We start from the raw sequence: 26,165 nt of genomic DNA on the forward strand, positions 1-26,165 counted from the left end.
TTTTAATAAGTATATACAACGTATTATTTACCCCCCTAGTGTAAGCCCGGGTAGCTACTTAGGCCCCCGGTTACCACCTGTAGTCGTAGTGACTGCCTTTTTGATAAGGGTGGATACTATTTCGCCGGTACTTTGCAGAACGGTTTCGTGCGGGGCCAGAAGTACCATGCCTTCTATGCCAATGACCCGTATGACCACGTCCGCTACACCGTGACCAATCAGGCCCAGTTTACCGGCGGCTGCCTTACTAACGTCGATGAGGCGGTTCTTGTTTTCGGCGAAGGGACCCCGGTCATTAATACGGACTACTACGGTGCGCTTGTTGGACAGGTTAGTCACCTCGACCATGGTGTTGTGAGGGAGGGAGCGGTGAGCTGCGGTGAGCTCTTCGCTGTTAAAGATTTCTCCGAAATAAGTTTTACGGCCATCAAAATTTGGGGAGTAGAAGGAGGCTCGTCCTTTTTCGGTTTCTCCTAAGTCTGCTTGTGCTTTCAAAGACATAGGAGCGGTAAATAATAGGGTTAAAAAAACTACGAACGCATATGACTTCATGCCTTGAGGGTTTGGTGAAACATAAGGCCGAATAAGCTCTGTAGTAGACAGATAATCAAGTTATTCGACCGGGCAAGCGTTACTATGGTAGCCCAAATATAAAGTAATGTAAAATTAAGAACCTAAATTTTATTTATAATTTCATGTACTTTCTTGAAAAGTTTATAAAGCAATATTTGGATGTTCCTATTATTCTTTCTAAACTTTTGGTGAAAAGCAATAAACTTTCTATTTTAGCGTTTGATTAACCATAAATCCTAGACATAGTGGAAGACAGAGAGAAAATCTACTCCAAACGGGTCAGAGCGGGAAAACGTACTTACTTCTTCGATGTTCGCTCAACGCGATCCAACGATTACTACCTTACCATTACTGAAAGTCGCCGTCACCCACAGGGAGATGGATTCACGTACGAAAAGCACAAGATGTTTTTGTACAAAGAAGATTTCGACAAGTTCATTGATGCACTCCAAGAGGCTGTTGACCATGTCAAAACAGAGCTTATGCCCGATTTTGATTTTACTCAGTACGAGGCCAAAGCCGATGAACTAGACGGCATAGGAACCACCGAACTGAAGTGGGAGTAGGGAATAAGTCGTTTTTGTAAGAAAAGGCAGCCTTCGGAAATGGAATCCGAAGGCTTTTTAGTTTTTCGGGCTATAATTGGTAATTTTGCACCATATTTTTCAAACTGTTGATTACCAACTAAGCAATGAGTCTTCAATGTGGGATTGTAGGATTACCAAACGTAGGGAAATCCACCTTATTTAACGCCATATCGAGTGGCAAGGCCGAAGCGGCCAACTATCCATTCTGTACCATCGAACCTAACGTGGGCGTAGTTACTGTGCCCGACGAGCGGCTGGACATACTGACCGAACTGGTAAAACCCCAGAAAGTAATACCTACTATCATGGAGTTTGTGGACATCGCCGGACTGGTAAAAGGAGCCAGCCAGGGAGCCGGACTCGGTAACAAGTTTCTGGCTAATATCCGTGAGGTAGATGCGATTGCCCATGTGATCCGCTGCTTTCAGGACGAAAACGTCGTGCACGTAGAGGGCCGCGTGGACCCTGTATTTGATAAGGAGATCATCGATGCCGAGCTGCAGCTCAAAGACCTGGAGTCGGTAGATAAGAAGATACAGCGTATCGATAAAGCGGCCCGGGTAGGCGACGCCAAAGCCAAGACCGAGCTGGAAGTACTTAAGATGTACAAGGCAGCCCTCGAAGCGGGCCGTAACGCCCGTAGCGTAGATGTACCCGAGGAGGACAAAAGAGCAGCCATCGGTGACCTGCAGCTACTGACCGCCAAGCCGGTGATCTACGTAGCCAACGTGGACGAAGACTCTATGCTGACTGGCAACGAGTACTCCGAAAAACTACGGGAAGCCGTAGCCCACGAAGGAGCCGAAGTAATAGTACTCTGCGCGGCCATCGAATCACAGATTGCCGAGATCGAAGATCCCGAAGAGCGACAGTTGTTCCTGGAAGAGTTTGGCCTGGAGGAATCTGGGCTTAGCAAGCTCATCCGGGCTTCGTACAGCCTGCTCAACCTGATTACCTACTTTACCGCTGGTGTTAAGGAAGTACGCGCTTGGACTATCGTACGGGGTTGGAAAGCACCTCAGGCTGCCGGCGTTATTCATACTGACTTTGAGCGAGGCTTTATTCGGGCTGAGGTAATTAAGCTGCCTGACTACCAGCAGTACAAAACTGAGGCCGCTATCAAAGATGCCGGTAAAATGGCCGTTGAAGGAAAAGAGTATGTGGTGAAGGACGGTGATATCATGCACTTCCGTTTTAACGTATAGCGATAGTAACTAACGAGTTATATCTACTTATAGAGCAAAAAAGGCGCGATACTTCGCGCCTTTTTTGTGTACTACCTACTGTTCAACGTTCAGTTCATTTTGCGCTAAGCAAAGAGAATGAGTAGTATCAATAGTTGGGGAATGTATCCGGCCGCATATCATCCTCCATATGCGCCAGTTCCTTATGCATCATAGCCCGGAAGGTGCGCGCCATATGAATAAGGTTATCGACCCGGTACTGGGCTTTTTTCATCAGCCTTACATTCTGGCCGGCTTCGATCAGCTGGCCGAACATTTCCCGCAGAGCAAAAAGCTCATCTACATGAACCGAAAAATCCTGTACAATGTACATCTGGAATCCGCGGTCTTCCTGCTGGGGAAAAAATAGGACCAGGTGGAAATCCTTGCCCGAGAAGAAGGAGATAACCTTGTTATCATCGAAGCTATGTGGCATTTCCTGATGGTCTACCAGACAATCAATAATATCAGCTTCATTTCTTGTTATATACAAATTGGGAGTAAGATACTGGCTGGTTTCGATGTATTTATTCATAGCGTCTCTTAGTATTAATTGCGTTTCACCACACGATTGGCTTTTTCTCTGGTTACAAATCTATTAGTATAACGCAGAAAGCATAACTATTCATATTAGTTCTTTAATTATTGCAAGACGTAGTTATTTTGTATTAAGAGCCTGTTTTTAGGAAATATCCAAAAAATAACTCCCGAGGCTATTGCTGAAAAGCAGTAGTTGTAAAAAATACACTTTCCATCCGAAAAGAATGGTTTTAGGAAAGGAGGTTGACCGTAGAAAAAAAAATAAAAAAATTGGGCCGTCTTGTAAAGATGCAATGCAGAATCAGCGTCGGCGGTTCCATTCGACGGTTCGGTAGCCTACCAGGAGGTCTGAGCGTCCGGCCGGTGGTCTGAAATAGACCAGTATGTCATAGTCATTCTCGGTATTAACGTAGTTGCCTTCAATTTGACCTTCGTCGGGTGATTTTGATCCTTTCTCCACCACGGCATAGTTATAATTAACTACCCCCTGTTTGAGTAATATCACCGCGTTGTAAGCCTGGAGGTCGCGGTTGTAGGTCATTCGGTTGAGGTCGTTGAGCAGCCACAGGTTAAAGGCCCCGTTGACGTACAGGGCAGCCCCCGGCATCTCGGGCATACGCAGGGTAAATACCACAGGTGTATAGTCCGCTTCCACACTACCATTGCCCGACTCTCGGTGGTCCACGATGTACTGACCGTTGAAGTCGTCCATGCTCAGGTACCCACCCGTGGCACGAGGCTCATCCCGCGAAAGTATGAGTCGTGTAAACTCGCCCAGCCGCTCTATCTCGTAGATACCAAAGCCGCGGGCGGCCAGCGTACGACTGTCAAAGTAGCGGTATTCATTGCCGCCCTGAAAGGTATTCTCCAGATTGAAGAACTGATACTCAAGTACCTGATCAAAAGGCCGGACATTGGTAGGCTTGAAGCCGGTCTTGGCATTGTCCCAGCGGAAGTTCTTCCGGATGACGACCTTCAGGTCAGTCTGGGGCGAAATGAGCCGGTAGCTTTTATAATCAATACTGAAATCAATCTGCTGGTGCGAAAACTGCTCCTGTATCCCCTGTGAGAAACGGGCCTGAGCTGCTATATTTACTTTATTCTCATAGAACATAAAGCGTCTCGACAGGACGGGCTTCCGCTCCCGTTCGGAATAGACTACCAGCACGTAGTTGCCGGATAGCTTTACCCGTGGTACCTCAAACCGATAATGATAGTAGGGAACCTTGGTACTGAACGACTGGGCAAAGGTAGTGATGGGGTAGTCGTTGTACTCGTAGGTGTACTCGATATCGTTCAGGTCGGAGCGACTCCAGTCGGCGTTGCAGTGGATGATCTTGGCCCGAAAGCCCCGGTAGTCGGCCGTGAGGTCATCAAACTCCAGGATAAGCGGCCGGTCAGCGGCAAGAGGCAGGATGGCCGGACTCAGGAACCGCCGGGGATCTTCGGGATTATCTGCCGCCGGATACAGCATTGCCGTCTTGATGGTCTCGCTATAGATATAATCCTCCAGCCTGACCTCAGCCGTAGTCTGGGCGAGGCTGACCTGGGTGGTAACTACTAAATATATAAATAGAGCAATAATACGCTTCATGAATATCAGGTTTGGCGGAGTAACAGGCGTTGGAAGGAAGGCATGTTGTTGCACTATACCTATGATCTAGCCTGCGAGTAATTTTTATATAAAACGTTCAAATTACTGTGCCTGCTATGAAAGTAAAACATACCAGGACTTCTTTTACGTCCTTTTTGATAAAAGAGTATATTAAAGCTAATTTTTATTGAAGAGCACCTAAACTATTCCCAGTCTAAAACCAAATGAAAAAGGTACTACTAATACTACTGATGGGAGCTGCGTTGGAGGCCGCCAGCCAGTCGTTGAGCCCCGTTGAGAAGAAAATAATTGAACACGTCGCTACCAACATGCCCAAAACCGAAAAGCTACTGGAAGAGGTAGTGAACATCAACAGCGGTACGCTGAATAAAGAGGGCGTACGGCAGGTAGGGGAGCGACTGGGGAAGGAGTTTGAAGCGCTGGGATTCACCACCGAATGGGTATCACTGCCTGACTCACTCAACCGGGCGGGGCATCTGGTGGCTTATCGTAAAGGTACCAAAGGTAAGAAGCTGTTCCTGATCGGCCACCTCGATACGGTATTCGAAAAGTCGATGCCTTTTACGCCCTATACCCGCCTCAACGACTCCACCGCTACCGGTCAGGGCGTTAATGATATGAAGGGAGGAGATGTACTGGTGGTGGCGGCTTTGCAGGCGCTGCATTCCCAGGGACTACTCGACGATACGTCTATTACCATCTACTTCACGGGCGACGAGGAAAGCAGCGGCAAGCCTACGAGCATCAGCCGGAAAGACTTCATTGAGCGGGCCAAACAGCACGATATAGCTCTGGCCTACGAAAATGCCCAGGGATTCAGCATAGCGACTACGGCACGCCGCGGGATCAACGACTGGCGACTGACTACCTACGGCAATACCGGCCACTCGTCGGGTATATTCTCCAGGTATGCCGGGTACGGAGCAATCTATGAGTCAGCCCGTATTCTGGACCAGTTCCGCGTGCAATTGAGCCAGGAAAAGTACCTGACCTTCAATCCGGGCGTAATCGTGGGCGGTACGGAAGTAAACTATGACCCCATGCAGGACAAAGGCGAAGCCGTAAGTAAGACCAACATCATCTCTAAAAAGGTAATGGTTACGGGCGACCTGCGCTACCTGACCGACGCGCAGAAGAATGCGGCCCGGGCCAAAATGAGAGCTATAGTAGCTAAGAGCTTGCCGGGGACCCGCGCTGAGATCACCTTTACGGATGGTATACCGTCCATGGAGCCTACGGCCGGCAACGCCAGAGTACTGCAGGCCCTGGATAAGGTAAGCCGTGATATGGGGCTGGGTGCCGTGAAGGCGGGTGATCCGGGCTCACGCGGAGCCGGTGATATCTCGTATGTAGCCAAGTACCTGGATAGCTTGGATGGTCTGGGGGCTTCGGGCAAGGGAGCTCACGCGCCCGGCGAAACCATCAACCTCAAAGAGTACCCCGCCCTGATCCAGCGCTCCGCACTGCTGATCTACCGCCTGACGCGCTGAGTACTTGGTGGGGCAGGCAAAGATTTTGATTCTGTTTATGTATTTTTGGTAAAACAGCCGGAAGTTATGACTGCACAACCTCAGAAATACTACTCCCCGGAGGAGTACCTGGAACTGGAACGGGAAGCTGATTACAAAAGCGAGTACTACCGGGGCGAGATATTTGCCATGGCCGGAGCCGGTCATAACCACAACCGGATCGTGGAGAACCTTACCGGTGAGTGTTACATTTACTTTAAAGGTAAGTCCTGCCGTACCTATTCCAGCGACCAGCGGATACACATTCCGGCTAATGGCTTGTACACCTACCCAGACCTGATCGTGGTATGTGGGAAGAATGAGTACCTGGATGACAAGAAAGATACTATCCTTAACCCGACTGTACTGATAGAGGTACTTTCGGAAAGTACCGAAGCCTACGACCGGGGTGAAAAGTTTCACTTTTACCGCAGTATACCTGCGCTTAAAGAGTACGTACTGATCAACTCTCGTGCGGTGGCCGCGGAGGTATTCCGGAAGAATGATGAGGGCATCTGGATGCTGGCCTCAGAGGCCTATGCCATTGACAAGAACATTGAACTGGCTAGCGTAGGGCTCACACTGGCCATGCAGGACATCTACGCCCAGACGGAGGACCTGGTGTAGGTATGGCATAACATAAATAGAAACTCCAGTATTAATAAAAAGGGAAAGCCCGTACGACATCGCACAGGCTTTCCCTTTTCATCTATCAGTGAATCATTCTTCGCTACTTTTCATTTCTCACTTTTCACTCATCAACCTTACCCTGCTAGTTCCTCTACTTCCAGCATGGCTACTTCCCAGGCTTCGGTTGTAGCGGCCAGCTTTTTCTTAGTATGGGCGTAATCGTCGTTGAGCTTATTCAAAGTGTCTTTTTCGTGGTACGAGCTGGGGTCGGCCAATTTGGCTTCCAGTTCCTTTTTCCGCTTCTCCAGTTCAGTAATCTTCGCCTCCAGTTCCTCTACCTGCTTCTGAGCTTGTTTCAGAGCCTTCTGGCTTTCGCCGTTCGAGCTGGTGTTCTTCTTAGGTTCAACCGGCTGAGGAGCCTTTACCTGCGGTGGGGCACTGCTTACTATTGATTTCTCACTTATAGCCGACTGTATTCCACGTTCTTCCAGCCAGATGTTATATTCTTCGAATGTACCCGGATACTCCTTGATCTGATGATCTTCGATGTACCAGATCTTATTCGCGATATTCTCTACAAAATAACGGTCGTGCGAGACTACAATATAGCTACCCTCGTACTGCTGCAGCGCCTGGATCAGGATGTTCACCGACTGCATGTCGAGGTGGTTGGTAGGCTCATCAAGCAGCAGGAAGTTGGCCTGTGACAGCAGTACCTTCGCCAGCGCTACCCGTGACTTTTCACCTCCCGATAGTACCTTGATTTTCTTGAACACATCGTCACCCGAGAACAGGAAGCAACCCAGTACCGTCCTGAGCTCAGTTTCGGTCTTGGTAGGGTTAGCGTATTTCAGCTCTTCGATGAGGTTGTGCTCGATGTTAAGTGATTCCAGCTGGTGCTGCGCGTAGAACGTAAACGATACGTTGTGACCCAGACGGCGCACGCCCTCGATAGGCTCAGTACCGGCTACTACGCGTAGAGCGGTAGATTTACCCCGTCCGTTGGCACCAATCAGGGCGATCTTATCACCACGCTCCATGCTGATGTTGGTACGGTCCAGAATCACCTTCTCGCCGTAAGCCTTGGATGCATTCTCGAGCTGGAGTACGTGACGTCCCGGCTGGGTCGTAAACTGGAACCGGAAGTGTACACGGGCGTTTTCGTCCAGTACTTCGTCTACTACATCCATGCGCTCCAGCGATTTTACCCGGCTCTGTACCTGGCGTGACTTACTGGCCTTGGCTTTAAAGCGCTCGATAAAGCGCTCCGTCTGGCGAATCTTGGCCTGCTGGTTTTCGTAAGCGCCGCGCTGTATCTCGTTGCGGAGAGCTTTTTCTTCTATATAGAAAGAGTAGTTACCCGAGTACAAATTCAATTTAGCCCCTGATACTTCTACAATGGTATCCACCACATTGTCCAGGAACTCTCTATCGTGTGAAACCACGATGACGGCACCTTCGTAGCTTTGTATATATTTTTCTACCCACTGGATAGAGGGAAGGTCCAGGTGGTTGGTAGGCTCATCAAGCATGAGGAGCGAGGGCTTCTGCAGGAGTAGCTTGGCTAGCATTACCCGCATGCGCCAGCCTCCCGAGAACAGTCGAAGGGGCCTGTGCAGATCGTCGGTCGAGAAACCCAGACCTTCCAGAATGGCCTCAGCCTTAGACTGGATCGTGTAACCGTCCAGGGCCTCAAATTCATCCTGTACACGGGCCAGCTTATCCACGAGTTCGTCGCGGTAGTTGTGCTCCATGTCGTGCAGGATCTTATCCATCTGTACCTGTAGCTGATTCTGCCGCTCGAAGGCCTGCATTGCTACCGACAGGATAGAGTCGTCGCTCTGGTAGGAAAGCAGATCCTGATTCAGAAATCCAATGCTACAGTCACCCGACTTGGAGATAGAACCTCCGTCGGGCTGGTATTCGCCAATGATCAGTCGCAGCAGGGTTGATTTGCCCGTTCCGTTCAGACCAATAAGTCCAATTTTCTGCTTGGGCTTGATGTGCAGCGAAGCACCTTCATAAAGGGCACGGTCGCCGAGGTAGTAATCGAGGTTGGTTATCGCAATCATAGGACAAAGGTACGGCGAAAGTATGAATATCAGTGACTCACACCAGAGGAATAGTAAATAGTTTATCCATAAAAATAACGGATAAAAGAGTGCAGTTGGTTCAGTGCTAGTATACCAGTTTCAACTAATAGTTCAATTTTGACGGTTGATCCCCTAAAAGCTACAACTCAATCCAATGCCGCTTTTGGGAGCGGAGCTTTTGCAACATTTTTGCTGAAAATAATTACTACATCTAATAGCCATGAAAAAAGTATTCATTCTTTCGCAGTTAGCCCTGGTTTTGGGGGTATTCAGTTTCTTTATGATGAGTTGCCAGGAAAGCGGTGGTGAAGGCTCACCATTGGAGCCAGGAGGATTTGGAAACAATCCACGCTCTAAAGTACCCGCCGAACTGGTAGGAGCTTACTGGCATGTGGGCACGTTTTCGATGACCAACTTCACCAAGTACGATGGTAGCTACGGCGGCAACGCCAATGAGGTGGCGACCGGGTACCGGTTTGTCAACGACAAGGGCGATGCGGAGCAGTACTTCTACTGGACCAAGAACAGCACCTACTGCCGCGACCAGATCCTGGGCTACCGTAAAGGTACTGTGGTATTTGATACTCAGAAAAAGACCTTTACCTTCTACGCCGCCAGCGGATACTACCGCCGGTATAGTTCCTGCGGAACCAGCCAGTCGCCGGGCTACGGGGAGAAAAAAACGTACGGAGCGGAGGATCTGTATCCCAACTACAAGGCCCACTACGACAACTATGAAATAGTCAAAGAGAACGGTAAAACCATCTGGCGCATCCGGTTCGAGGACAATTCAAAGCTGGACTACATGCGCACCGAGGAGCCTAAGTAGCTAGTATAGTAAGTGTGTTATAGAGTATCTTCTAATAATTGGTGTTGAAGGTTGTTGAAAAAGGGAAACGGGAATCTTTTCATCCAAACAATGTTGTAGTTTTATCCTGATAAAACCGACAGAAGGCAATGAATAACCTGTTTCCCATTTTTCTTAAGCTCAACAATGACGACCTGCACACTCTCATCGTGGGAGGCGGCTACGTGGGGTTGGAAAAGATAACGGCGGTACTGGACAATGCTCCCGAGGCTACCATTACTCTGGTAGCACCCGAGATCCGTGATGAGATTCGTACGATCGCCAGTGAGAAGCCACGTGTAACGCTAATTGAGAGAAAGTTCGAAGATCAGGATCTGGATGAAAAGGACCTGGTGATCGTGGCTACTAATGATAAGGAGGAGAACAAGCGGATCAAAGCCGTAGCCCGTGCCCGCCATATCCTGGCCAACGTGGCCGATACACCCGACTACTGCGACTTCTACCTGTCATCAGTGGTTAAGAAGGGGAATCTGAAAGTAGCTATCTCTACCAATGGCATGTCGCCTACGCTGGCCAAGCGCCTGCGCGAAGTACTAACCGACGCCCTTCCCGACGATCTCGAAACGGCTATGCAGCAACTCCGCGAAGTGCGCGAACTACTACGGGGTGACTTTGCCTACAAAGTAGAAGAGCTAAACCGAATTACGGAGGTATTGGTTAGTAAAGGAGAAAAGGCGGCCGCCGCTGCGGAGGAAAGCAAGAAAGGAGAAGAGTAATTAGCGAAAAGTACTTTGTGAACTAAGAATTCTGTGGGTTATAGTCATACACAGACTATCGAATTCAGAATTCATAATTTTAAGCACATGCTACACGGACTGGTATTGAGTGGGGGAGAGAGCCGCCGGATGGGGCAGGACAAAGGACTTCTGACTACGGATCAGAAGCCTTGGGTAGTTCAGGCGGCCCGGTTGCTGGAGAGCCTGTACCTGCCCGTGACCGTCGTGGTGCGTGAGGCTCAGTTAGAGCCTTATTCAGAGTTGGTTCAACCACCGATTGAGCTGGTTATGGATGCTGATTTATCCATTGGTGGGCCGTTAAAAGGTATGCTTACAGTACATCAGCTTTACCCTAACCACGACTGGCTGGTACTGCCCTGTGACATGCCGGATATGACAGCCGGTATCTTGTCTAATCTTATAGACTTCTATAAAGCCAATCCTGACTGCACCGCCTGGGCTTTTAGGGATGAGGCACGCTGGCAGCCGCTACCGGGTATATATTCAGCACAACTACTGTCGCATCTGTTGGAAAAACTACATAAGGACGAGCTACGCCAGACGGGCCTTAAGCAGATACTGGAAGAAGGATATACCGGAGAAATGCCCGTGCTGGAAGACTTCAAGCCAGCCTTCCAAAACTATAACTCACCAACTGATCTGGAAGGTAGAGATCAAAGCTGGTGAGTCACTTGTTTTAGTATGATCTTTTATTGAATCCCAAACTCTCTCAACGCCCGCGGGAAGTTCTTGCCTTCGTGTCCTGAGCGGCTCAGCTTCACCAACGCGAAGCGTTGCAGGGTATTAAGCTGCAGCCATTGGTCGAGCGTTAGTGGAGTACACTCCCATTCCAGCGCTTTTTGCTGAATCTCGTCGGGTACCTCACTGACTACGTCCCAGGCCGCATCTACGGGAGGAAGTTGGCTGGCCTCGTGCCCCGTACGCTGCCTGACCAGCTCTTCAAGGTACTCCCGATAATCAGCAATCTCAGCTTCGGTATGACAGGGCAGATAAGCCAGTTGCTCTTTTTCCTCCACGCTTAGCTTCACCCACTCGGGTAGTTTCAGCTTAATGCCGCAAGTATCGAGCTTGTACCGCACGATCATCGGGATACACCGGAAGGTGTCTACAAAATCGCTTTCAAACTTAAAGAAATGAGTCTCGATGGCTAGTATGTTCATTGTTTCTCTTCGGCTAAAATATAAAAACTATCTCTTTGTTACCCTATTTCCTCCACCTCACTGCTAAGCTCTACCAGTTGCATGTCAGCCTTAGCGGCATCACAGGTGGGACAGGTGTAGCGGTCGGGCAGCTGCTCGAAAGGTACACCGGCAGGTACTTCATTCAGAACATCGCCGTAGCGTTCGTCATAGATGGTGAGGCAGTGAGAGCACTGGTGACCGTATATAGCTGGACTGCTAACCGGGGCGGCCGCTTCTTCCTCGTTGAATCGAACTACTTCCAGATTAGACATATACCGGCGGGCACTGAATTTGCGACACAGACGCTCCAGTTGGGCAGGAACGTGGATTTTCAGGAGCCCCTTTTCAAACAGGTAGTAGGTACGGCTGTTGGGGTTGAAGTTGTCGGTAAAATAGATATCGTACACACTGAAAAGCGACAGTTGGCCTATCTGAAACAGGGGACGCTTCCGTACCAGTACCGAGCCAAATACCTCCGACTTGGGACGGGTCTGGATGCCAAAGCACAGGCCGAAAGTACGGGTGTCGTGCTTATCGAAAAAGCGTACTATGTAATTCTTAAGTTGAGCTCCTTCTTCATTATGATCTTCGGTTTGCCAGGCCAGTTCGTTGGCCGCGTGACGCACGTTGATGTTGTTCCGGCCCAGTACCTGACTCCACTGCGTCCGGTTCTTCTCTTCAATCCCTTTGATGATCAGTGACTTCCAGGGGGTAATGCAGATCTCGCCAATGCGGGTTTTCAGGCACAGCGTACATACATCCAGCAGGAATGAGATAGAAAACTGCTCGTCGCGGCGGTACAGTCCCAGCCAGGTACGCTGTCCGTAGCGGTTAAAGCCTTCATAGTAGGGGAGGGTAAAGTCAGGTAGCTCTACCTCGCCAGTGGCAGGTTGCGTGATGAATTTGCGTTGGCCCGTTACAGACTGGTACAACGACTCCTCGTCGCGGTGTCCCTCCGAAAGCATGGCTTCTTCCACACTACGAGCCAGACGGGCAATATCGTTGGTATAGATGAGCTCGCGCCAGCGAAACACCGAATTACTCTGCTTGGGGCGCACGTACAGGTACCAGAAGTGGGGTACCGCCGAAGCTATGAAGTTGAGGTTTCCGGTAAAGAACGGAGTGAAACTCTGGTTGGAGTCGGACAGATTGATCTTTAGCTGAGGCTGGTAGTCAAAGCCGTCCAGTACCATATGATACTCGCTTTCGCTCAACCACTGTCCCGTCCGGAATACTTCTTCGGCACAGTAGGAGCTGATAATATTGGGATACCGCTCCGTATTAAGTTCGTAGCTTATCTGTTTCTTTTTCAAGTCCTGCTCCAGGAAGCGCATGTCTTCGTAGTGCACGGTCATGAGCAGCTGCTGGCGGGCGCCAAAGCGTACCTTCCGGACTTTGGCTTCGTAAGCCAATGACAGGATATCGTGCAGGGTACCCGGTGATACAATGCCGCCGGGTATATTGATCTTTACGTTATAATAGTCGCGCATGGGTTTTTGTGCTTTAGGCAATAGGCTGTATGCTTTAGGCTTTTGTCTCCCTGGCTTGTGTCTCCACAGGCCTTAGTACCTGGCTGCCAAAATGGCGCAGGTACTTCAGTAGGTAAGTTTAGGTACCTGCTACCAGTACAGGTTCGTTCATTTTTTCCAGGATGCTTCGTACTTCGGGGCGGCATGAGCCGCAGCCCGTACCGGCGCCGGTTTTCTGACACAGTTGCTTGAAATCGGTGCATCCGGCCTGAATGGCCCGCTCAAGATTACCCTGTCCCACATTGTTGCAGGAGCAGACCAGCTTTCCTTCCACCGGGTCGGCTTGCTTACCGGAGCGCAGCAGTTGGAGACGTTTCTCCGAGAGCTCTACGCCGTTGGCAATTAGGTCGCGGAATTCCAGGAACTCGTTCTTGTCGCCTACCATAATGGCACCTACCAGCTTGTCGCGGTAGACGATACATTTCTTGTAATAGCGTTGCGATTTGTCAATAAATACAATCTCCTCGTAGTCGGGGTCGTTAGGCGGCGCTTCGGGCATGCCAATGCTGCATAGGTGCAGGCCTTCCATCTTGAGAATATTCATCGATACGCTTCCCTTGTAAGGCGTAGTGATATCGCCGAGTATATATTTGGCGGCTACTTCGGCCTGTTGTTCGGCGGCCAGCGTGATCCCCCACATTTGCCCGCGCCATTGAGCTATCTCACCGGCGGCAAATATGTCCGGGTCAGAGGTCTGCAGGTAGTCATTCACTACTACACCGCGGTTGCATTCGAGTCCGGCTTCGCGGGCCAGCTCTATACTGGGTACCGTACCAATGGCCATTACCACTACTTGGCAATCAAGGCGACGACCTGATTTGAGCTGGATACTTTCCAGTTTGTCAGTACCGTGGAAGGTTTGTACTTCATCGTTGAAGAATACCTCAATGCCCCGGTCCACCAGCTCCTGGTACAGCAGCTCGCCTGCCAATGGGTCCAGCTGGCGCTCCATGAAGCGGCTGATCCGCTGGATAACCGTTACCTGCACGTTGATTTCACGAAGCGATGCGGCCAGTTCCAGTCCCAGCAGTCCCCCCCCTACAATAACCGCGTGCGGATTGGACTGCTGCAGGAAGGGGAGGAGCGAGTCGGCATCCAGGCGGGAACGCATGTTGAAGATACCCTCCATCCGAGGGACTCCCGGTGGCATGAAAGCCCGGCTACCCGTCCCGAGGAGGAGCTTATCGTAGCTGTGCTCACGCCCCTCAGTATCGGTCACTACTTTATTTTTTCGGTCAATGTGAACAATACCTACGCCTTTATGAACCGTAATATTGGCCTCGGCAAACTGGTCCTCCCGTAGCTTTACCAGTTGCTCCCACTGCTGAGCGCCACTGATGTAGTCGGGTAGGAGCACCCGGTTGTAGAAGGGGTAGATCTCTTTGGAAAATACATGTATCTCATCCTCCTGATTCACCGAGCGGTACGCGTTGATAAATCCAAGGCCCGCTGATCCTGCTCCGATGACAATGATCTTCTCCACCGGCTTGCGATAAGGGACTACCTGTACGGCTGAGAATTTGAAATCAGGTTCTTTGGAACGGGGATCTACCAGGGAGCTGGTCAGGTTATTGGCGCGGCCCAGGTTGCTGTTCAGGATCTTGCCCCAATGCATAGGCAGGAAGCACACACCCGGCCGTACATCCTCTGTAACCTGAGCCTTCACCCGTACTTCCCCACGTCGACCTTTGATTTCAACTAGTTGTCCATCCTTAATGCCACGAGCATGTGCATCGTTGGGATGGATCTGCAGGAAAGGCTGAGGAGTATGCTGGTTCAGTTTGGCGACCCGACCCGTCTTGGTCATGGTGTGCCACTGGTCACGGATACGGCCGGTGGTCAGTACCAGCGGGAAGTCCGCATCAGTACCTTCAGACGCATTCTCATCGGGTACCGCATGAATCTGCGCCCGCCCATTAGGGGTATAGAATACTTTATCAGCGAACAGCCGCTTCGTACCTGCTGTTCTCTGCTCATTACTTAAATCATTATTCCCCCTTTCCTGCTTTCCTGCTTTCTTCCCTTCCTCCGCAGCGGCGGCCGCCTTAACAAACGGCCACTGCACACTGCGACGCTCTTTAAGTACCTCGTAGCTGACACCCGTTACGTCTATGTTAGTACCTGCGGTAATTTTGGTATATTCTTCGTATACCTGCGAAGGGCTGGTATAGTTGAATGCTTCGCCAAAGCCCATTTTCTGAGCAAAGCGCCAGATGATTTCGGCATCGGGAAGGGCTTCACCGGGAGCATCCAGCACCTTAGGCAACCGTGTAATGCGACGCTCGGCATTGGTCATGGTACCTTCCTTTTCGAGCCAGGCGGCAGCCGGAAGTACCACATCGGCAAATTGTACAGTATCCGCCCGATTGGATACGTCCTGTACCACCACAAAGCGAGCCCCTTTCAGAGCCTTTTCTACGGCGTTGGTATCGGGCATACTCACCATTGGGTTGGTATTGATGATCCAGATCGCCTTCAGCGGAGCGCCGCCCGATTTATCATTAGCCAGTGCCTCAAACATCTCCGTAGCCGTCAGGCCGGGTTTGGCGGCGATGTGAACAGGAGCATTCCAGTACCGCTCTACTTCTTCCCGGTGGGCGGCGTTGGTAACGTCGCGGTGGCCGGGGAGTATGTTGGCCAAGCCACCTACCTCGCGTCCACCCATGGCATTGGGCTGTCCCGTCAGGGAGAAAGGACCGTTGCCAGGGGTACCGATGCGCCCCGTGATGAGGTGCAGGTCTATGAGGGAAAGGTTTTTATTGACTCCTACGACCGACTGATTCATGCCCATGGTCCAGAGGGACAGGAAACCCTTAGAGCGACCGATCAGGTCCGCAGCCTTTTCAATATCTTCTACAGGTACACCACATAGGTCAGCAGCCTCAGTTAGCGTCCGCTGCATTACCTGCTCGCGGTAAGCCGTGAAGCCATCTGTATGGTTTACTATAAATTCTTCATTGATGTATCCCTTCTCGATCAGCAGACGGCCAATGGCATTGTTGAGAACAATGTCGGTGCCGGGGCGAATGGGCAGATGCAGATCGGAAGAGCGGGCCGTGTCGGTCCGGCGGGGATCTACGCATATAATCTTCACGTCAGGATTGGCCGCTTTATGCGCCTCGATGCGCCGCCATATAATGGGATGGCACCAGGCCGGATTGGCTCCCTGTACGTAGAATACGTCCGCCTCCTCAATATCATCGTAGCATACTGGTACCGAGTCCTCGCCGAGCGTCAGCTTATAACCCACTACGGCCGAGCTCATGCAGAGCCGGGAGTTGGTGTCGATGTTGTTGGAACCTATGAATCCTTTAATGAGCTTATTGACGAGGTAGTACTCTTCAGTCAGGCACTGACCCGATACGTAGAAAGCTACTGAATCAGGACCGTATTTCTGAATAAGTGCCCGAAATACGGCAGCGGTACGCTCAAGGGCAGCATCCCAGCCGACGCGCTGCAGGGGCATAGAGCGGTTGAGGCGCATCTGCGGGTACAGGAGCCGGTCTGACTGATCTGAAACAGTGTAATGCAGGTTCATACCCTTGGAGCACAACATCCCGCGGTTAGATGGATGTTCTTTATCGCCTTCTACGGTCAAGCGTCCGTTCGGTTCCTGCTTTACCACCACTCCGCAGCCCACGCCACAGTAGCAACAAGTGGTTTTATGTCGAGTGGTTTTTGGATTCATAGGTAGTAAGCTTTTAGGTAGTAGTTTGTAGCTGTTAGCTGTATTATTAGGTCAATGAAATGATAAGTTCTGTCCCGGAAGTACAGGCTGCCGGGACAGATTTTAAATGCTAAGCAGTTACGGCTACCTCAGCGTTTTCTGCTTTTTCTATTTCTACACTTTCTTTTTCAAAGCGGGTCAGGGCTACGATGGCACCTACTACGGCTACGGCTACGCCGATGTACATGAAGGCCTGGGCGTAGGTTATAGCGCTGGACTTGAAAAGGAAGCCCGCCAGTACCGCGCCTACGTTACCACCCGCTCCTACAATACCACTCACCGAGCCCATGGCCTTGCGGTTGATAAAAGGTACGATGGCGTAGGTAACTCCGTTGGCCATTTTCAGGAACATGGCGAAGCCCAGCATCATAATGACTGCGTATACCATATTTCCAGATTGGGAGAACAGAGCAATACCCACTCCTTCCATAGCAAGCAGTAAGGCTAATAGAACTCCCTTACCACGCATCCCGTACTTGCCACCTACTTTATCCGCTACAATGCCACCCATAGCCCGGGCAAACAGGTTCATGAATCCAAAGGTACCCGCCAGTATACCGGCCGTAGTCAGGGTAGCTCCGAAGCGCTCGGCGAAGTAGAGAGCGGCTACGTTGTCAAAGGTGATCTCGATACCGAAGCAGGCGCCGTAGGCTAGGAACAGGATCCAGGTGCGGGGATCTTTGGCCGCCATGGCCAGGGTACCTTTCGCTTTGGGAGAAGCAGCTGTATTAGTGGCCTCGATTTCGTCGAAGTTACCAGCCGGGGTGTCTTTTGTATTGAAGTAGTACAGTACCGACAGCACCAGCAGAATTACCCCCGGTACTACCATGGCCAGGCGCCAGGCCGAAGCGGGCAGGTAGCCCATGCCTACAAAAGCGGCAAAGATCAGCGGCATGACCATGTTGGTAACACCACCACCCAGGTTACCCCAGCCACCGGCTACGGCATTGGCCGTACCTACGATCTTCTTGTCAAACATCACCGAGGTGTGGTACTGGGTAATTACGAAGGAAGCTCCTATGACGCCAATAGCCAGGCGGAACAGCAGGAATGATTCGTAGCTGTTGGCAAAGCCTACCAGAATGACCGGGATAGACGAAACCGCCAGCAGCGCCGAGTAGGCTTTGCGAGGGCCCCAGGTGTCACACAGGCGTCCGATCAGTACGCGGGCTATAACGGTAGCGGCTACGGAAGCGATGATGGTATTACCAATCTGCTCTTTGGTAAGGCCCAGGTCATCCTTGATGATCTTCATTAGAGGAGCAATACCGAACCAGCCAAAGAAACAGAAAAAGAACGCGATCCAGGTCAGGTGAAACGTCTGCATCTGGATACCCTTGATGCTGAATATATTGAGCTTTTCGAGCGGTTTGTTATGTATAGTTGACATGATTTCAGATCAGTTTATGAGGTTAATACATTGGACTATGTGGCGCCGAAGCAGCAGCGGGGGGAGGTCCGTCTGCTAGTTTTTAGCCAGAAAATCAGGTTTAATGTTGATCATCAGATAAGCCCAGTTGGCATTGCTGCGGGCGTTACTCACTCCCTTGACGGCCGCCAGCGTAGGCGTAGTAAAGAAGGTACAGTAGCCGCCCTGCAGACCGATGGTCTTGGTGATGCTGTAGTTCATGATCATATCCAGCTCGGTACCGTAGCTGCGGCTTAGTCGGTTCTGATCGCTGCTCATGACGGAGGTGGCGCTGGCAAACTCGTGCAGATCCGTATTGATTGAAAAGCGGGGTGATACCTTGATAATGCTGCTCAGGTAGTAGTCTACCAGGCCGCCCTTGCCAAAGCCGTCGGCTACGTAGAAGTAATCCATCTGTCCCCAGAACTTATGAGGCGTTCCGTACAAGGGGTCGAAGCGGCGGTTACCGGTTGAGCCGACCCCGTTGCCCGAGAGGTAGTCCACCCCGGGGCCGATGGCAAAGCGCTTGTTGACAGCGTAGAGGGTACTCAGTGAGTAGGTATAAGCGCGCAAGTTAGCCCCGTCCTTATCCTTTCCGCTCTGCAGGTAGGCGCTTGCGGTCAGGCTGATGCTTTTGCCCAGTCTGGTATTCAGGTAAGGCCCCACAGTCACCCGGCTCCAGGTACCCCCGACAGGTGCTTTGGCGCCGGTTTCGTTGAGGGTGTATTTGTTAAAATCGTCTTTTAGAACCAGGAAGGAGGCGTTGCCGGCTTTGAACTGCTTACCGAGGTAGAGGAACTGCATCGACTTGTACATAGTACCGATGGCGTTGGTACCGGCGGCGTAGCCCGTAGGTACGCCATTGTACAGAGTCCCGCTTTTGAGTTCACCATTCTGGTTGAAGGCTACTCCCAGGTGCGCCACAAAGCCATTGTGGTTGTACTTCAGGAGGGCTGCATCGTGGCGGCGGGCCTGCTGGAGCCAGTCAAGGTTGCCGAGCAGTCGGCTATCTTCGTATACGAGTTCCTGGCGTCCTATTTTCAGCGATAAGTCCTTGCCGGTTTTGGTGATGTTAGTATCCAGCAGGCTGATTTCGGCCCAGGCTTCGTGTACCATCAGGCCATTCTGAGCTGGATTGGTAATACGGTTGTTGGTAGAGGCATCCTGTCCCCATACGCGTACATCCTGAATAGCCGTGAAGAACTTGGTACGGTAGCCCGCGTAGCCAAAGTTGAGGCGGGTACGCTGCGAAGTAAAGAAGGCAGCATCCTGACCTACCTGTAAGGGAGCTCCGAAACCATCGCGAAGTTCGGTGCGGGTACGGACCTGCCCGGTGAAGCTGAATTGAGCCGCTGATTCCCCGGCCGTCAGAAATCCGGCTAGCAGAAATCCTAAGGAAAATATCTTGTAAATGCTGTGCATGAGTGAGAAAAATGAAAAAAGTAGTAGCAGGGACAGACGAGCGGCCACGCCTGAACGGTAATAAGGTGCTGTACGTGTTCCGGTTACAGAAACCGGCCTGAGAGTTCGGACCGTACCCAAGGGAGGATATAGGTACTTAATTCCGAGAGGCTGAAGTACAAGTGGGCAATGGGCAGAAAAGGTGATACTACCCGTGCCGGCGCCCCGTGCCGGAGCCTGAGATTTGCTTTACCTGAGTTTTTTCATTTTCTTTGAATCGTTTGTGTTAAACATAGACAACCCTGTTAGGCCGATCCATAAGGTGCCCCCACACCGGATCGGCTTTTTTTGTTAGTGACCAGCGATCGACAGGCTCTGCAGGTACTCCGTTACATACGACGGATGCATAGCCACTACTTCACCAATCACGATTATTCCTGGTCCGGGCGCCCCCACGCCTTTTTCCATAACTAGTTGCGGCATTTCCCACGCCTGTCCTACTATACACCGCTCATCGAGGCGGGTACCGTTCTGGATCACCGCCATGGGCATATGTCCCCGGCCAAACTGCGTGTACATAGCGCATATTTCATTCAGCTTATTCATACCCATCAGTACTACCACGGTGGCCCTTGACTGAGCCGCCAGCTGCAGGTCTTCGGACATTTCGCCGCTCCGGGTAGTACCCGTAATCACCCAGAAGCTCTCGCTCACGCCCCTACGCGTAACGGCTATGCCTTGCGAGGCCGGTACCGCTATACAGCTGGATATACCGGGTACTACTTTACATTCTATACCATAGCGTTTGGCGTATTCGATTTCTTCGTGCCCGCGGCCAAACACAAAAGGGTCGCCGCCTTTGAGTCGTACAACGTGCCCCCGCCTGATAGCCAGGCGTACGATAAGGGTATTAATTTCTTCCTGGGTGAATGAGGCATTTCCAACGCTCTTGCCTACGTAGATCTTCATCGCCTGCTCGGGCGCATACTCCAGTAGTGATGCATTAGCTAATTCATCATATAGTACTACATCGGCCTGCTCCAGCGCTTTGATTCCTTTCAGGGTGATCAGTTCGGCGTCGCCTGGTCCCGCACCCACTAGTGTTAGCATTGGCTTCATATCTTCTTTATATTATATAGTGAATGTTGGAAATGTACTACGGTTAGTATTTTGTTGCTATCCTGATTAGTTGGTTCAAAATTATGGGTATAATTTTAAAAAACAATAGATATGGCGAAAAATAGGTTTTAAAAATGACTGATTTGAAAAGAAAATATTAGGAATTGTAAAAAACACCATTTAGTTTTGATTGATGATTACGGGGAGGGTAATCATAATACTATTAAAATAGTGCAATAAAAGGACAGGGTTATTCAACTTTACTAGTTATTAGTAACTATGAGCGTAAACACAAACAAACGGATCGTTGTAGTAGGCAACGGGATGGTAGGCTACAAATTCTGCGAAAAGCTGATAGCCAAGGCTAAAAGTGATCAGAAATTTGAACTAACGGTTTTTGGTGAAGAGCCTCGTGCTGCCTATGATCGTGTACATCTGAGCGAATACATAGCAGGAAAAACAGCAGATGAGCTTCAAATGGCTCCCCTGAGCTGGTACGCCGAGAATGATATAAGGCTGTACCTGTCTGACCCCGTAGTAGATATTGATCGTCAGCGTAAGGAGGTACGGTCGCATCATGGACTTATAGTACCTTATGACTATCTGGTGCTGGCTACCGGCTCGGGAGCTTTTGTACCCGCCATTGCCGGGGTGGAGAAAGAGGGGGTCTTTGTGTACCGTACTATAGAAGACCTGGATCTTATACAGTCGCACGCCCGGAAGGCACGCCGTGGCGCTGTGCTGGGTGGAGGACTCTTGGGGTTGGAGGCTGCTAAGGCCCTGCTGGATCTGGGTCTGGAAGAGGCGCACGTAGTAGAATTTGCCCCCCGGCTCATGCCCCGGCAGATCGATGAGGCCGGTTCGGGCATCCTTCAGCGCCAGCTCGAGTCACTGGGCCTTAACATACATCTTTCCAAAAGTACCCAGCAAATCCTCGGTGGAGATACCATAGAAGGTATGCAGTTTGCCGATGGCACTGTACTGGATGTCGATATGCTCGTTATTTCGGCCGGTATCCGTCCGCGCGATGAAGTAGCCAAGGCCGCTGGCCTGGAAACGCACCCGCGCGGAGGTATTGTGGTAGATAACTTTATGCAGACCTCTGATCCGGCCATATTCGCCATTGGTGAGTGTGCCCTGGCGCATCAGATGATCTATGGCCTGATAGCACCAGGCTACGAAATGGCTGATGTGGTAGCGGCCCGCCTGACCGGCGAAGAGAAGGAGTTCAAGCCTTACGATATGTCTACAAAGCTGAAGCTGATCGGTGTAGACGTAGCCAGCTTTGGTGATCCGTTTGTGGAAGAACCCGCCTGCCGTACCATCACGTATGAGAACAAAGCCAAAGGCATATATAAGCGTATCAATGTAACGCCCGATGGCAAGGAGCTACTAGGGGGTGTACTGGTAGGAGATGCGGAGCAGTACAACATGCTGCTGCAGACCTGCAAGAACAAGACCGTACTTCCGCCCGACCCCGAAGACCTGATCCTGGGTTCACGGGGTGGTGAGGAGGCCGGTGCTGGTGTGATGTCACTGCCCGACGATGCCCTGATCTGTTCGTGCGAGGCGTTGACCAAGGGCATGATCTGCCATGAGATTACCGAGAATAACCATACTACCATAGATAGCCTCAAGAAAGCGACCAAGGCTTGTACCGGTTGTGGCGGATGTGCTCCGCTGGTCAAGGACCTGATACAGGGTACCATGAAGCAGCAGGGATTGTACATCCGTAATATCATCTGTGAGCACTTTGATTACACCCGTCAGGAGCTGCTGGATATGGTGAAGATGAACGGCTACCGGACCTTCAGCGAAGTAGTGGAAGGCTTGGGTAAAGATGATGGATGCGAGACCTGTAAGCCACTGGTGGCCTCTATACTGGCCAGCCTCTGGAACGAGAACGTACTCGAAAAAGGCCGCGCTACGATTCAGGACTCCAACGACCGCTACCTGGCCAATATCCAGAAGGGTGGTACCTACTCAGTAGTACCCCGTATACCCGGCGGTGAGATTACTCCTGACAAACTAATTGTAATAGGTGAAGTAGCTAAGAAATACGGCCTCTATACCAAGATCACTGGTGGACAGCGTATAGACCTGTTCGGTGCCCACGTGAGCGATCTGCCCAAGATTTGGGAAGAGCTTATCGCGGCCGGTTTTGAGAGTGGTCATGCGTATGGTAAAGCGCTACGAACGGTTAAGAGCTGCGTAGGATCTACCTGGTGCCGCTTCGGTGTGCAGGATTCGGTATCATTTGCTATTGAGGTAGAAGAACGCTACAAAGGACTTCGTGCTCCCCACAAATTGAAATCAGCGGTATCAGGCTGTATCCGTGAGTGTGCCGAGGCGCAGAGCAAAGACTTCGGTATCATCGCGACCGAGAAAGGGTGGAACCTGTACGTATGTGGCAACGGTGGCTCCAAGCCCCAGCACGCCCAGCTACTGGCAACGGATGTGGATAAGGAAACCTGTATCCGCTACATAGACCGCTTCCTGATGTTCTACATCAAAACTGCCGACCCACTAACCCGTACCGCTACCTGGCTCAACAAGATGGAAGGTGGCATGAGCTACCTCAAAGCCGTGGTCGTAGACGATGTACTGGGAATAGGAGAGGAGCTCGAGCAGGAAATGCAGACCCTTGTTAACAATTTCAAGTGTGAGTGGAAAGAGGTAGTAGACAATCCGGAACTGCGCAAGCGTTTCAACCACTTTGTCAACGCCCCCGAGGAGAAGGACCCCACTGTCCAGTTTGACGACATGCGCGATCAGAAGCGCGCGAAGGAGTGGGCGTAGGGGTAGTGTATAATGAAAAGTGAAAAGTGAAAAGTGAAGAACGGACGAGGGGGCAGTACCGACACAATTATCAAAGAACAAATTGCCTATAACATACAGCTTATAGCCTAAAGCAAAATAAAATGGAACTGATAGCTGATAAAAAAGACCGAATTACCTGGCACCTGGCCTGTCACCAAAGCGATGTACCCGAAGAAGGCGGCGCCTGTGCCCTTATAGAAGGCAAGCAGATTGCCATCTTCCACTTTACCCGCCGGGGTGAGTGGTACGCTACTGACAACGAATGTCCGCACCGCCAGCAGATGGCCCTGTCGCGGGGTATGATCGGCAGCCAGCAGGGTGAACCCAAGGTAGCCTGTCCTTTTCATAAGAAGACCTTCTCTCTGAAAGACGGCTCGTGCCTGAGCGGGGAGGAGTACAAGATCAATACCTACCCCATACTGGTAAAGGATGGGCTGGTGTACATAGGAATATAGGACTAATGGATCAACTGGATCGTCAGGTTGCCCGCCGACTTACCCGCTTTTACGTAGTAGCGCTACTGATGGTAGCGCTACTGACCATAAGCGGCCTGCTACTGGTGAGGCGTACGCTGGAAGATCTCAACGACGACGGCAGGGTCGTCAACGTAGCGGGGCGGCAACGGATGCTGAGCCAGCAACTGACCAAGCTGTCACTGCTGCGTACGCAACAAATGACCCATGCCGACGTGGCTAATTTTGATTCGGTACTCCATACCTGGCATCAGAACCACGAGCAGCTACGGAATGGGCTACTACGGATGGAAAAAACGTACGTGGTACGTAAAAGTGAAGTACTGGATAGCATGTTCGTTCAGCTCGAGCCCGTGTTTCAGTCCATTTACAGTGGTTTTAGAGTGATCAGTAGCCCGCAGGCGTCTGTTCAGGATCGAGCAGAGGCCCTGCGGGTAGTGCTGGCTCAGGAGCCAGCCTTTTTGCGCCAGATGGATCAGATTGTATTTCAGTTTGATGCTGAAAGTCTGGCCCGGGTCCAGTACCTCGAGCGCATGGAGTGGTTACTGGGGCTGGGAACCTTGCTGATCCTGCTGGTGGAAGGGATGTTTATTTTCAGACCAGTCGTAAAGTACACGCAGAAGGTGATCCAGATGCTTACTCGCTCGGAGGAGGATCTGCGGCAGACCAATGAACGGCTGGCGGCTACCAATCGTGAACTGGTAGCGACGCAGGAGGAACTCCTGCGGATGACCGAAGAAAAGTACCAGCTGCAGGCAGCCAGGGAAAAGATCAGGTCGGCGGCCTTACTGGAAGGCCAGGAAGAGGAGCGCCGGCGCTTTGCGCGCGAGCTGCACGACGGTATCGGACAGATGCTGACCGGAGTAAAGTTGCACGCCGAGAAGCTGAAGCAAGTACCTTTTCCGGAAGAAAAACAGCGCAAGCGGTTTGAGGACCTGCGTGAGCTGATCCAGGAAACTATTCAGACCACCCGGCAGGTGTCGTTCAACCTGATGCCATCCGTGCTGAGTGACTTCGGACTGGAAGCAGGGTTACAGCTGCTTTCTGATCAGGTGGCTAGCTCGTCAGGTATTCAGATCCATTTTGAGGGCTCTGGTGAAGATAAAAGGCTGCCGCCGGCTACCGAAATTGGCTTGTACCGGATCGTACAGGAAGCCCTGCATAATGCGGTCAAGCACGCCAGGGCAAAGGTAATAGAGGTAAAGCTTAAACGAAACCGGGGAAAGATTACGCTTTGCATTGAAGACGATGGCAAAGGATTCGATCCAGGAGAAGCAGGAAAAAACGGAAGGGAAAGCCAGATGGGGAGTGGCATTGAAAACATGCGCACCAGGGCCAGTTTATTAGGAGGTGAAATGAAGCTCAGCTCCAGACCGGGTAAAGGAACAAAGATTTTAGTTGTAATATAGTAGTACACTCCATCTCAACAGGTATGCCAATTAAAGTATTAATCGCCGACGACCACTCCGTAGTGAGGAAAGGAATCTTGAATTTGCTGGAAGATGAGTCCGACATTGAAATAGTTGGAGAGGCTTCGGATGGCGACGAAGCCATTGACCTGATTCCGGTTACACATCCTGATGTGCTTTTACTGGATATAACGATGCCCCGTATGTCGGGTATCGAAGTAGCCCGCGAAGCCTCACGGCTGTACCCGGAGGTAAGGATACTGGTGTTTAGTATGCACAATAATCCGGATTATATACTCAATGCCGTACAGAGCGGAGCCGCCGGGTACCTGCTCAAGGATACTGATCAGGAAGAGATACTTAAGGCGGTGCGTGCGGTGGCAGCCGGTGAACTATACTATCCACCCAATGCCTCTTCGGTCATTATCCGGAATCTGGTGGTACCAAAAAATAGTTACCGGCAGACAGAAAGCGGTATAGGTGCCAGCACGGCGGCATCCATCTGGAACAAGATTACCCCCCGCGAGTACCAGATCCTGCAGTGCCTGACCGAAGGGATGAGCAGTAAGGAAATAGCCGAGCGCTTTGATGTAAGCCCGCATACCGTAGCTAACCAGCGTGCCAGTATTATCCGGAAAGCCCGTGTCAAGAACACCGCCGAGCTGGTGAGTATAGCCCTACGGGAACAGGCCTAGATGTAGAACTTAGGTAAAGTAGGGGCAGG

At 51.1% G+C, this 26,165-nt stretch carries 21 protein-coding genes; 11 read left to right on the forward strand and 10 right to left on the reverse strand.

Going from position 1 to position 26,165, the window contains the following annotated elements; genetic code table 11:
• Positions 1–54 precede the first annotated feature (54 nt).
• Positions 55–501, reverse strand: coding sequence for a septal ring lytic transglycosylase RlpA family protein (locus JTN23_RS08375; RefSeq protein WP_247233814.1), 447 nt, complete (start codon positions 499–501; stop codon positions 55–57).
• Positions 502–818: 317 nt separating this feature from the next.
• Between JTN23_RS08375 and JTN23_RS08380 the strand changes: the two genes are divergently transcribed.
• Together JTN23_RS08380 and ychF are read left to right on the forward strand one after the other, a co-directional pair.
• Positions 819–1,139, forward strand: a complete 321-nt coding sequence (locus tag JTN23_RS08380; RefSeq protein ID WP_207509256.1) for a DUF3276 family protein — start codon at positions 819–821, stop codon at positions 1,137–1,139.
• 125 nt (positions 1,140–1,264) lie between these two features.
• Positions 1,265–2,365, forward strand: coding sequence for a redox-regulated ATPase YchF (gene ychF / locus JTN23_RS08385; RefSeq protein WP_247233816.1), 1,101 nt, complete (start codon positions 1,265–1,267; stop codon positions 2,363–2,365).
• A gap of 127 nt (positions 2,366–2,492) precedes the next feature.
• On the opposite strand, the gene JTN23_RS08390 is transcribed toward ychF, so the two are convergent.
• Together JTN23_RS08390 and JTN23_RS08395 are read right to left on the reverse strand one after the other, a co-directional pair.
• Positions 2,493–2,918 carry a hypothetical protein gene (locus JTN23_RS08390; protein ID WP_247233818.1) on the reverse strand — a complete coding sequence of 142 codons (426 nt, stop codon included), beginning with the start codon at positions 2,916–2,918 and terminating at the stop codon, positions 2,493–2,495.
• Positions 2,919–3,224: 306 nt separating this feature from the next.
• Positions 3,225–4,517, reverse strand: a complete 1,293-nt coding sequence (locus tag JTN23_RS08395; RefSeq protein ID WP_247233820.1) for a type IX secretion system plug protein — start codon at positions 4,515–4,517, stop codon at positions 3,225–3,227.
• A gap of 224 nt (positions 4,518–4,741) precedes the next feature.
• On the opposite strand from JTN23_RS08395, the gene JTN23_RS08400 reads away from it, so the two are divergent.
• Both JTN23_RS08400 and JTN23_RS08405 read left to right on the forward strand, forming a co-directional pair.
• Entirely contained in the window at positions 4,742–6,028 is a 1,287-nt protein-coding gene (locus tag JTN23_RS08400) for a M20/M25/M40 family metallo-hydrolase (protein ID WP_247233822.1), read from the forward strand.
• A gap of 66 nt (positions 6,029–6,094) precedes the next feature.
• Positions 6,095–6,673: a Uma2 family endonuclease gene (locus JTN23_RS08405; RefSeq protein ID WP_247233823.1), complete on the forward strand. Its 579-nt coding sequence runs from the start codon at positions 6,095–6,097 to the stop codon at positions 6,671–6,673.
• 137 nt (positions 6,674–6,810) lie between these two features.
• Here the strand turns inward: JTN23_RS08405 and JTN23_RS08410 are convergent, their stop codons facing one another.
• Positions 6,811–8,748 (reverse strand): ABC-F family ATP-binding cassette domain-containing protein, encoded by a 1,938-nt coding sequence (locus tag JTN23_RS08410; RefSeq protein WP_247233824.1) that lies wholly within the window; start codon positions 8,746–8,748, stop codon positions 6,811–6,813.
• A gap of 241 nt (positions 8,749–8,989) precedes the next feature.
• Between JTN23_RS08410 and JTN23_RS08415 the strand changes: the two genes are divergently transcribed.
• From JTN23_RS08415 to JTN23_RS08425, 3 genes are all read left to right on the forward strand, one after another.
• A complete protein-coding gene (locus tag JTN23_RS08415) occupies positions 8,990–9,598 on the forward strand; it encodes a hypothetical protein (protein ID WP_247233825.1) in 609 nt (202 codons plus the stop codon).
• Between the two features lie 128 nt (positions 9,599–9,726).
• Positions 9,727–10,353, forward strand: coding sequence for a precorrin-2 dehydrogenase/sirohydrochlorin ferrochelatase family protein (locus JTN23_RS08420; protein WP_247233827.1), 627 nt, complete (start codon positions 9,727–9,729; stop codon positions 10,351–10,353).
• 87 nt (positions 10,354–10,440) lie between these two features.
• Complete coding sequence (locus JTN23_RS08425) at positions 10,441–11,040, forward strand: molybdenum cofactor guanylyltransferase (protein WP_247233829.1); 600 nt, start codon at positions 10,441–10,443, stop codon at positions 11,038–11,040.
• Between the two features lie 23 nt (positions 11,041–11,063).
• Here JTN23_RS08425 and JTN23_RS08430 read toward each other — a convergent pair whose 3' ends face one another.
• The 6 genes from JTN23_RS08430 to cobA form a co-directional block, all read right to left on the reverse strand.
• Complete coding sequence (locus JTN23_RS08430) at positions 11,064–11,534, reverse strand: nitrate reductase associated protein (RefSeq protein ID WP_247233831.1); 471 nt, start codon at positions 11,532–11,534, stop codon at positions 11,064–11,066.
• 38 nt (positions 11,535–11,572) lie between these two features.
• The gene (locus JTN23_RS08435; protein WP_247233833.1) at positions 11,573–13,045 is read right to left on the reverse strand and encodes a rubredoxin domain-containing protein; all 1,473 of its coding nucleotides are present in this window, start codon (positions 13,043–13,045) and stop codon (positions 11,573–11,575) included.
• Between the two features lie 118 nt (positions 13,046–13,163).
• A complete protein-coding gene (locus tag JTN23_RS08440) occupies positions 13,164–16,772 on the reverse strand; it encodes a nitrate reductase (protein WP_247233835.1) in 3,609 nt (1,202 codons plus the stop codon).
• Positions 16,773–16,881: 109 nt separating this feature from the next.
• Complete coding sequence (locus tag JTN23_RS08445; protein WP_247233837.1) at positions 16,882–18,201, reverse strand: NarK family nitrate/nitrite MFS transporter; 1,320 nt, start codon at positions 18,199–18,201, stop codon at positions 16,882–16,884.
• A 75-nt stretch (positions 18,202–18,276) separates the two neighbouring features.
• On the reverse strand, positions 18,277–19,641 hold the full coding sequence (locus tag JTN23_RS08450; protein WP_247233839.1) for an alginate export family protein: 1,365 nt from the start codon (positions 19,639–19,641) through the stop codon (positions 18,277–18,279).
• 330 nt (positions 19,642–19,971) lie between these two features.
• Positions 19,972–20,739, reverse strand: a complete 768-nt coding sequence (gene cobA / locus JTN23_RS08455; RefSeq protein ID WP_247233841.1) for a uroporphyrinogen-III C-methyltransferase — start codon at positions 20,737–20,739, stop codon at positions 19,972–19,974.
• Positions 20,740–21,018: 279 nt separating this feature from the next.
• On the opposite strand from cobA, the gene nirB reads away from it, so the two are divergent.
• The 4 genes from nirB to JTN23_RS08475 all read left to right on the forward strand — a co-directional run bounded on the left by nirB (position 21,019) and on the right by JTN23_RS08475 (position 26,136).
• On the forward strand, positions 21,019–23,538 hold the full coding sequence (gene nirB / locus JTN23_RS08460) for a nitrite reductase large subunit NirB (RefSeq protein ID WP_247233843.1): 2,520 nt from the start codon (positions 21,019–21,021) through the stop codon (positions 23,536–23,538).
• A gap of 122 nt (positions 23,539–23,660) precedes the next feature.
• Complete coding sequence (gene nirD, locus JTN23_RS08465; protein WP_247233845.1) at positions 23,661–24,014, forward strand: nitrite reductase small subunit NirD; 354 nt, start codon at positions 23,661–23,663, stop codon at positions 24,012–24,014.
• Positions 24,015–24,019: 5 nt separating this feature from the next.
• Positions 24,020–25,441, forward strand: a complete 1,422-nt coding sequence (locus tag JTN23_RS08470) for a sensor histidine kinase (RefSeq protein WP_247233847.1) — start codon at positions 24,020–24,022, stop codon at positions 25,439–25,441.
• Positions 25,442–25,464: 23 nt separating this feature from the next.
• Positions 25,465–26,136, forward strand: coding sequence for a response regulator transcription factor (locus JTN23_RS08475; RefSeq protein ID WP_247233849.1), 672 nt, complete (start codon positions 25,465–25,467; stop codon positions 26,134–26,136).
• Positions 26,137–26,165 lie beyond the last annotated feature (29 nt).

It is taken from the genome of Telluribacter roseus (assembly GCF_017355915.2).
GTDB lineage: Bacteria > Bacteroidota > Bacteroidia > Cytophagales > Spirosomataceae > Telluribacter.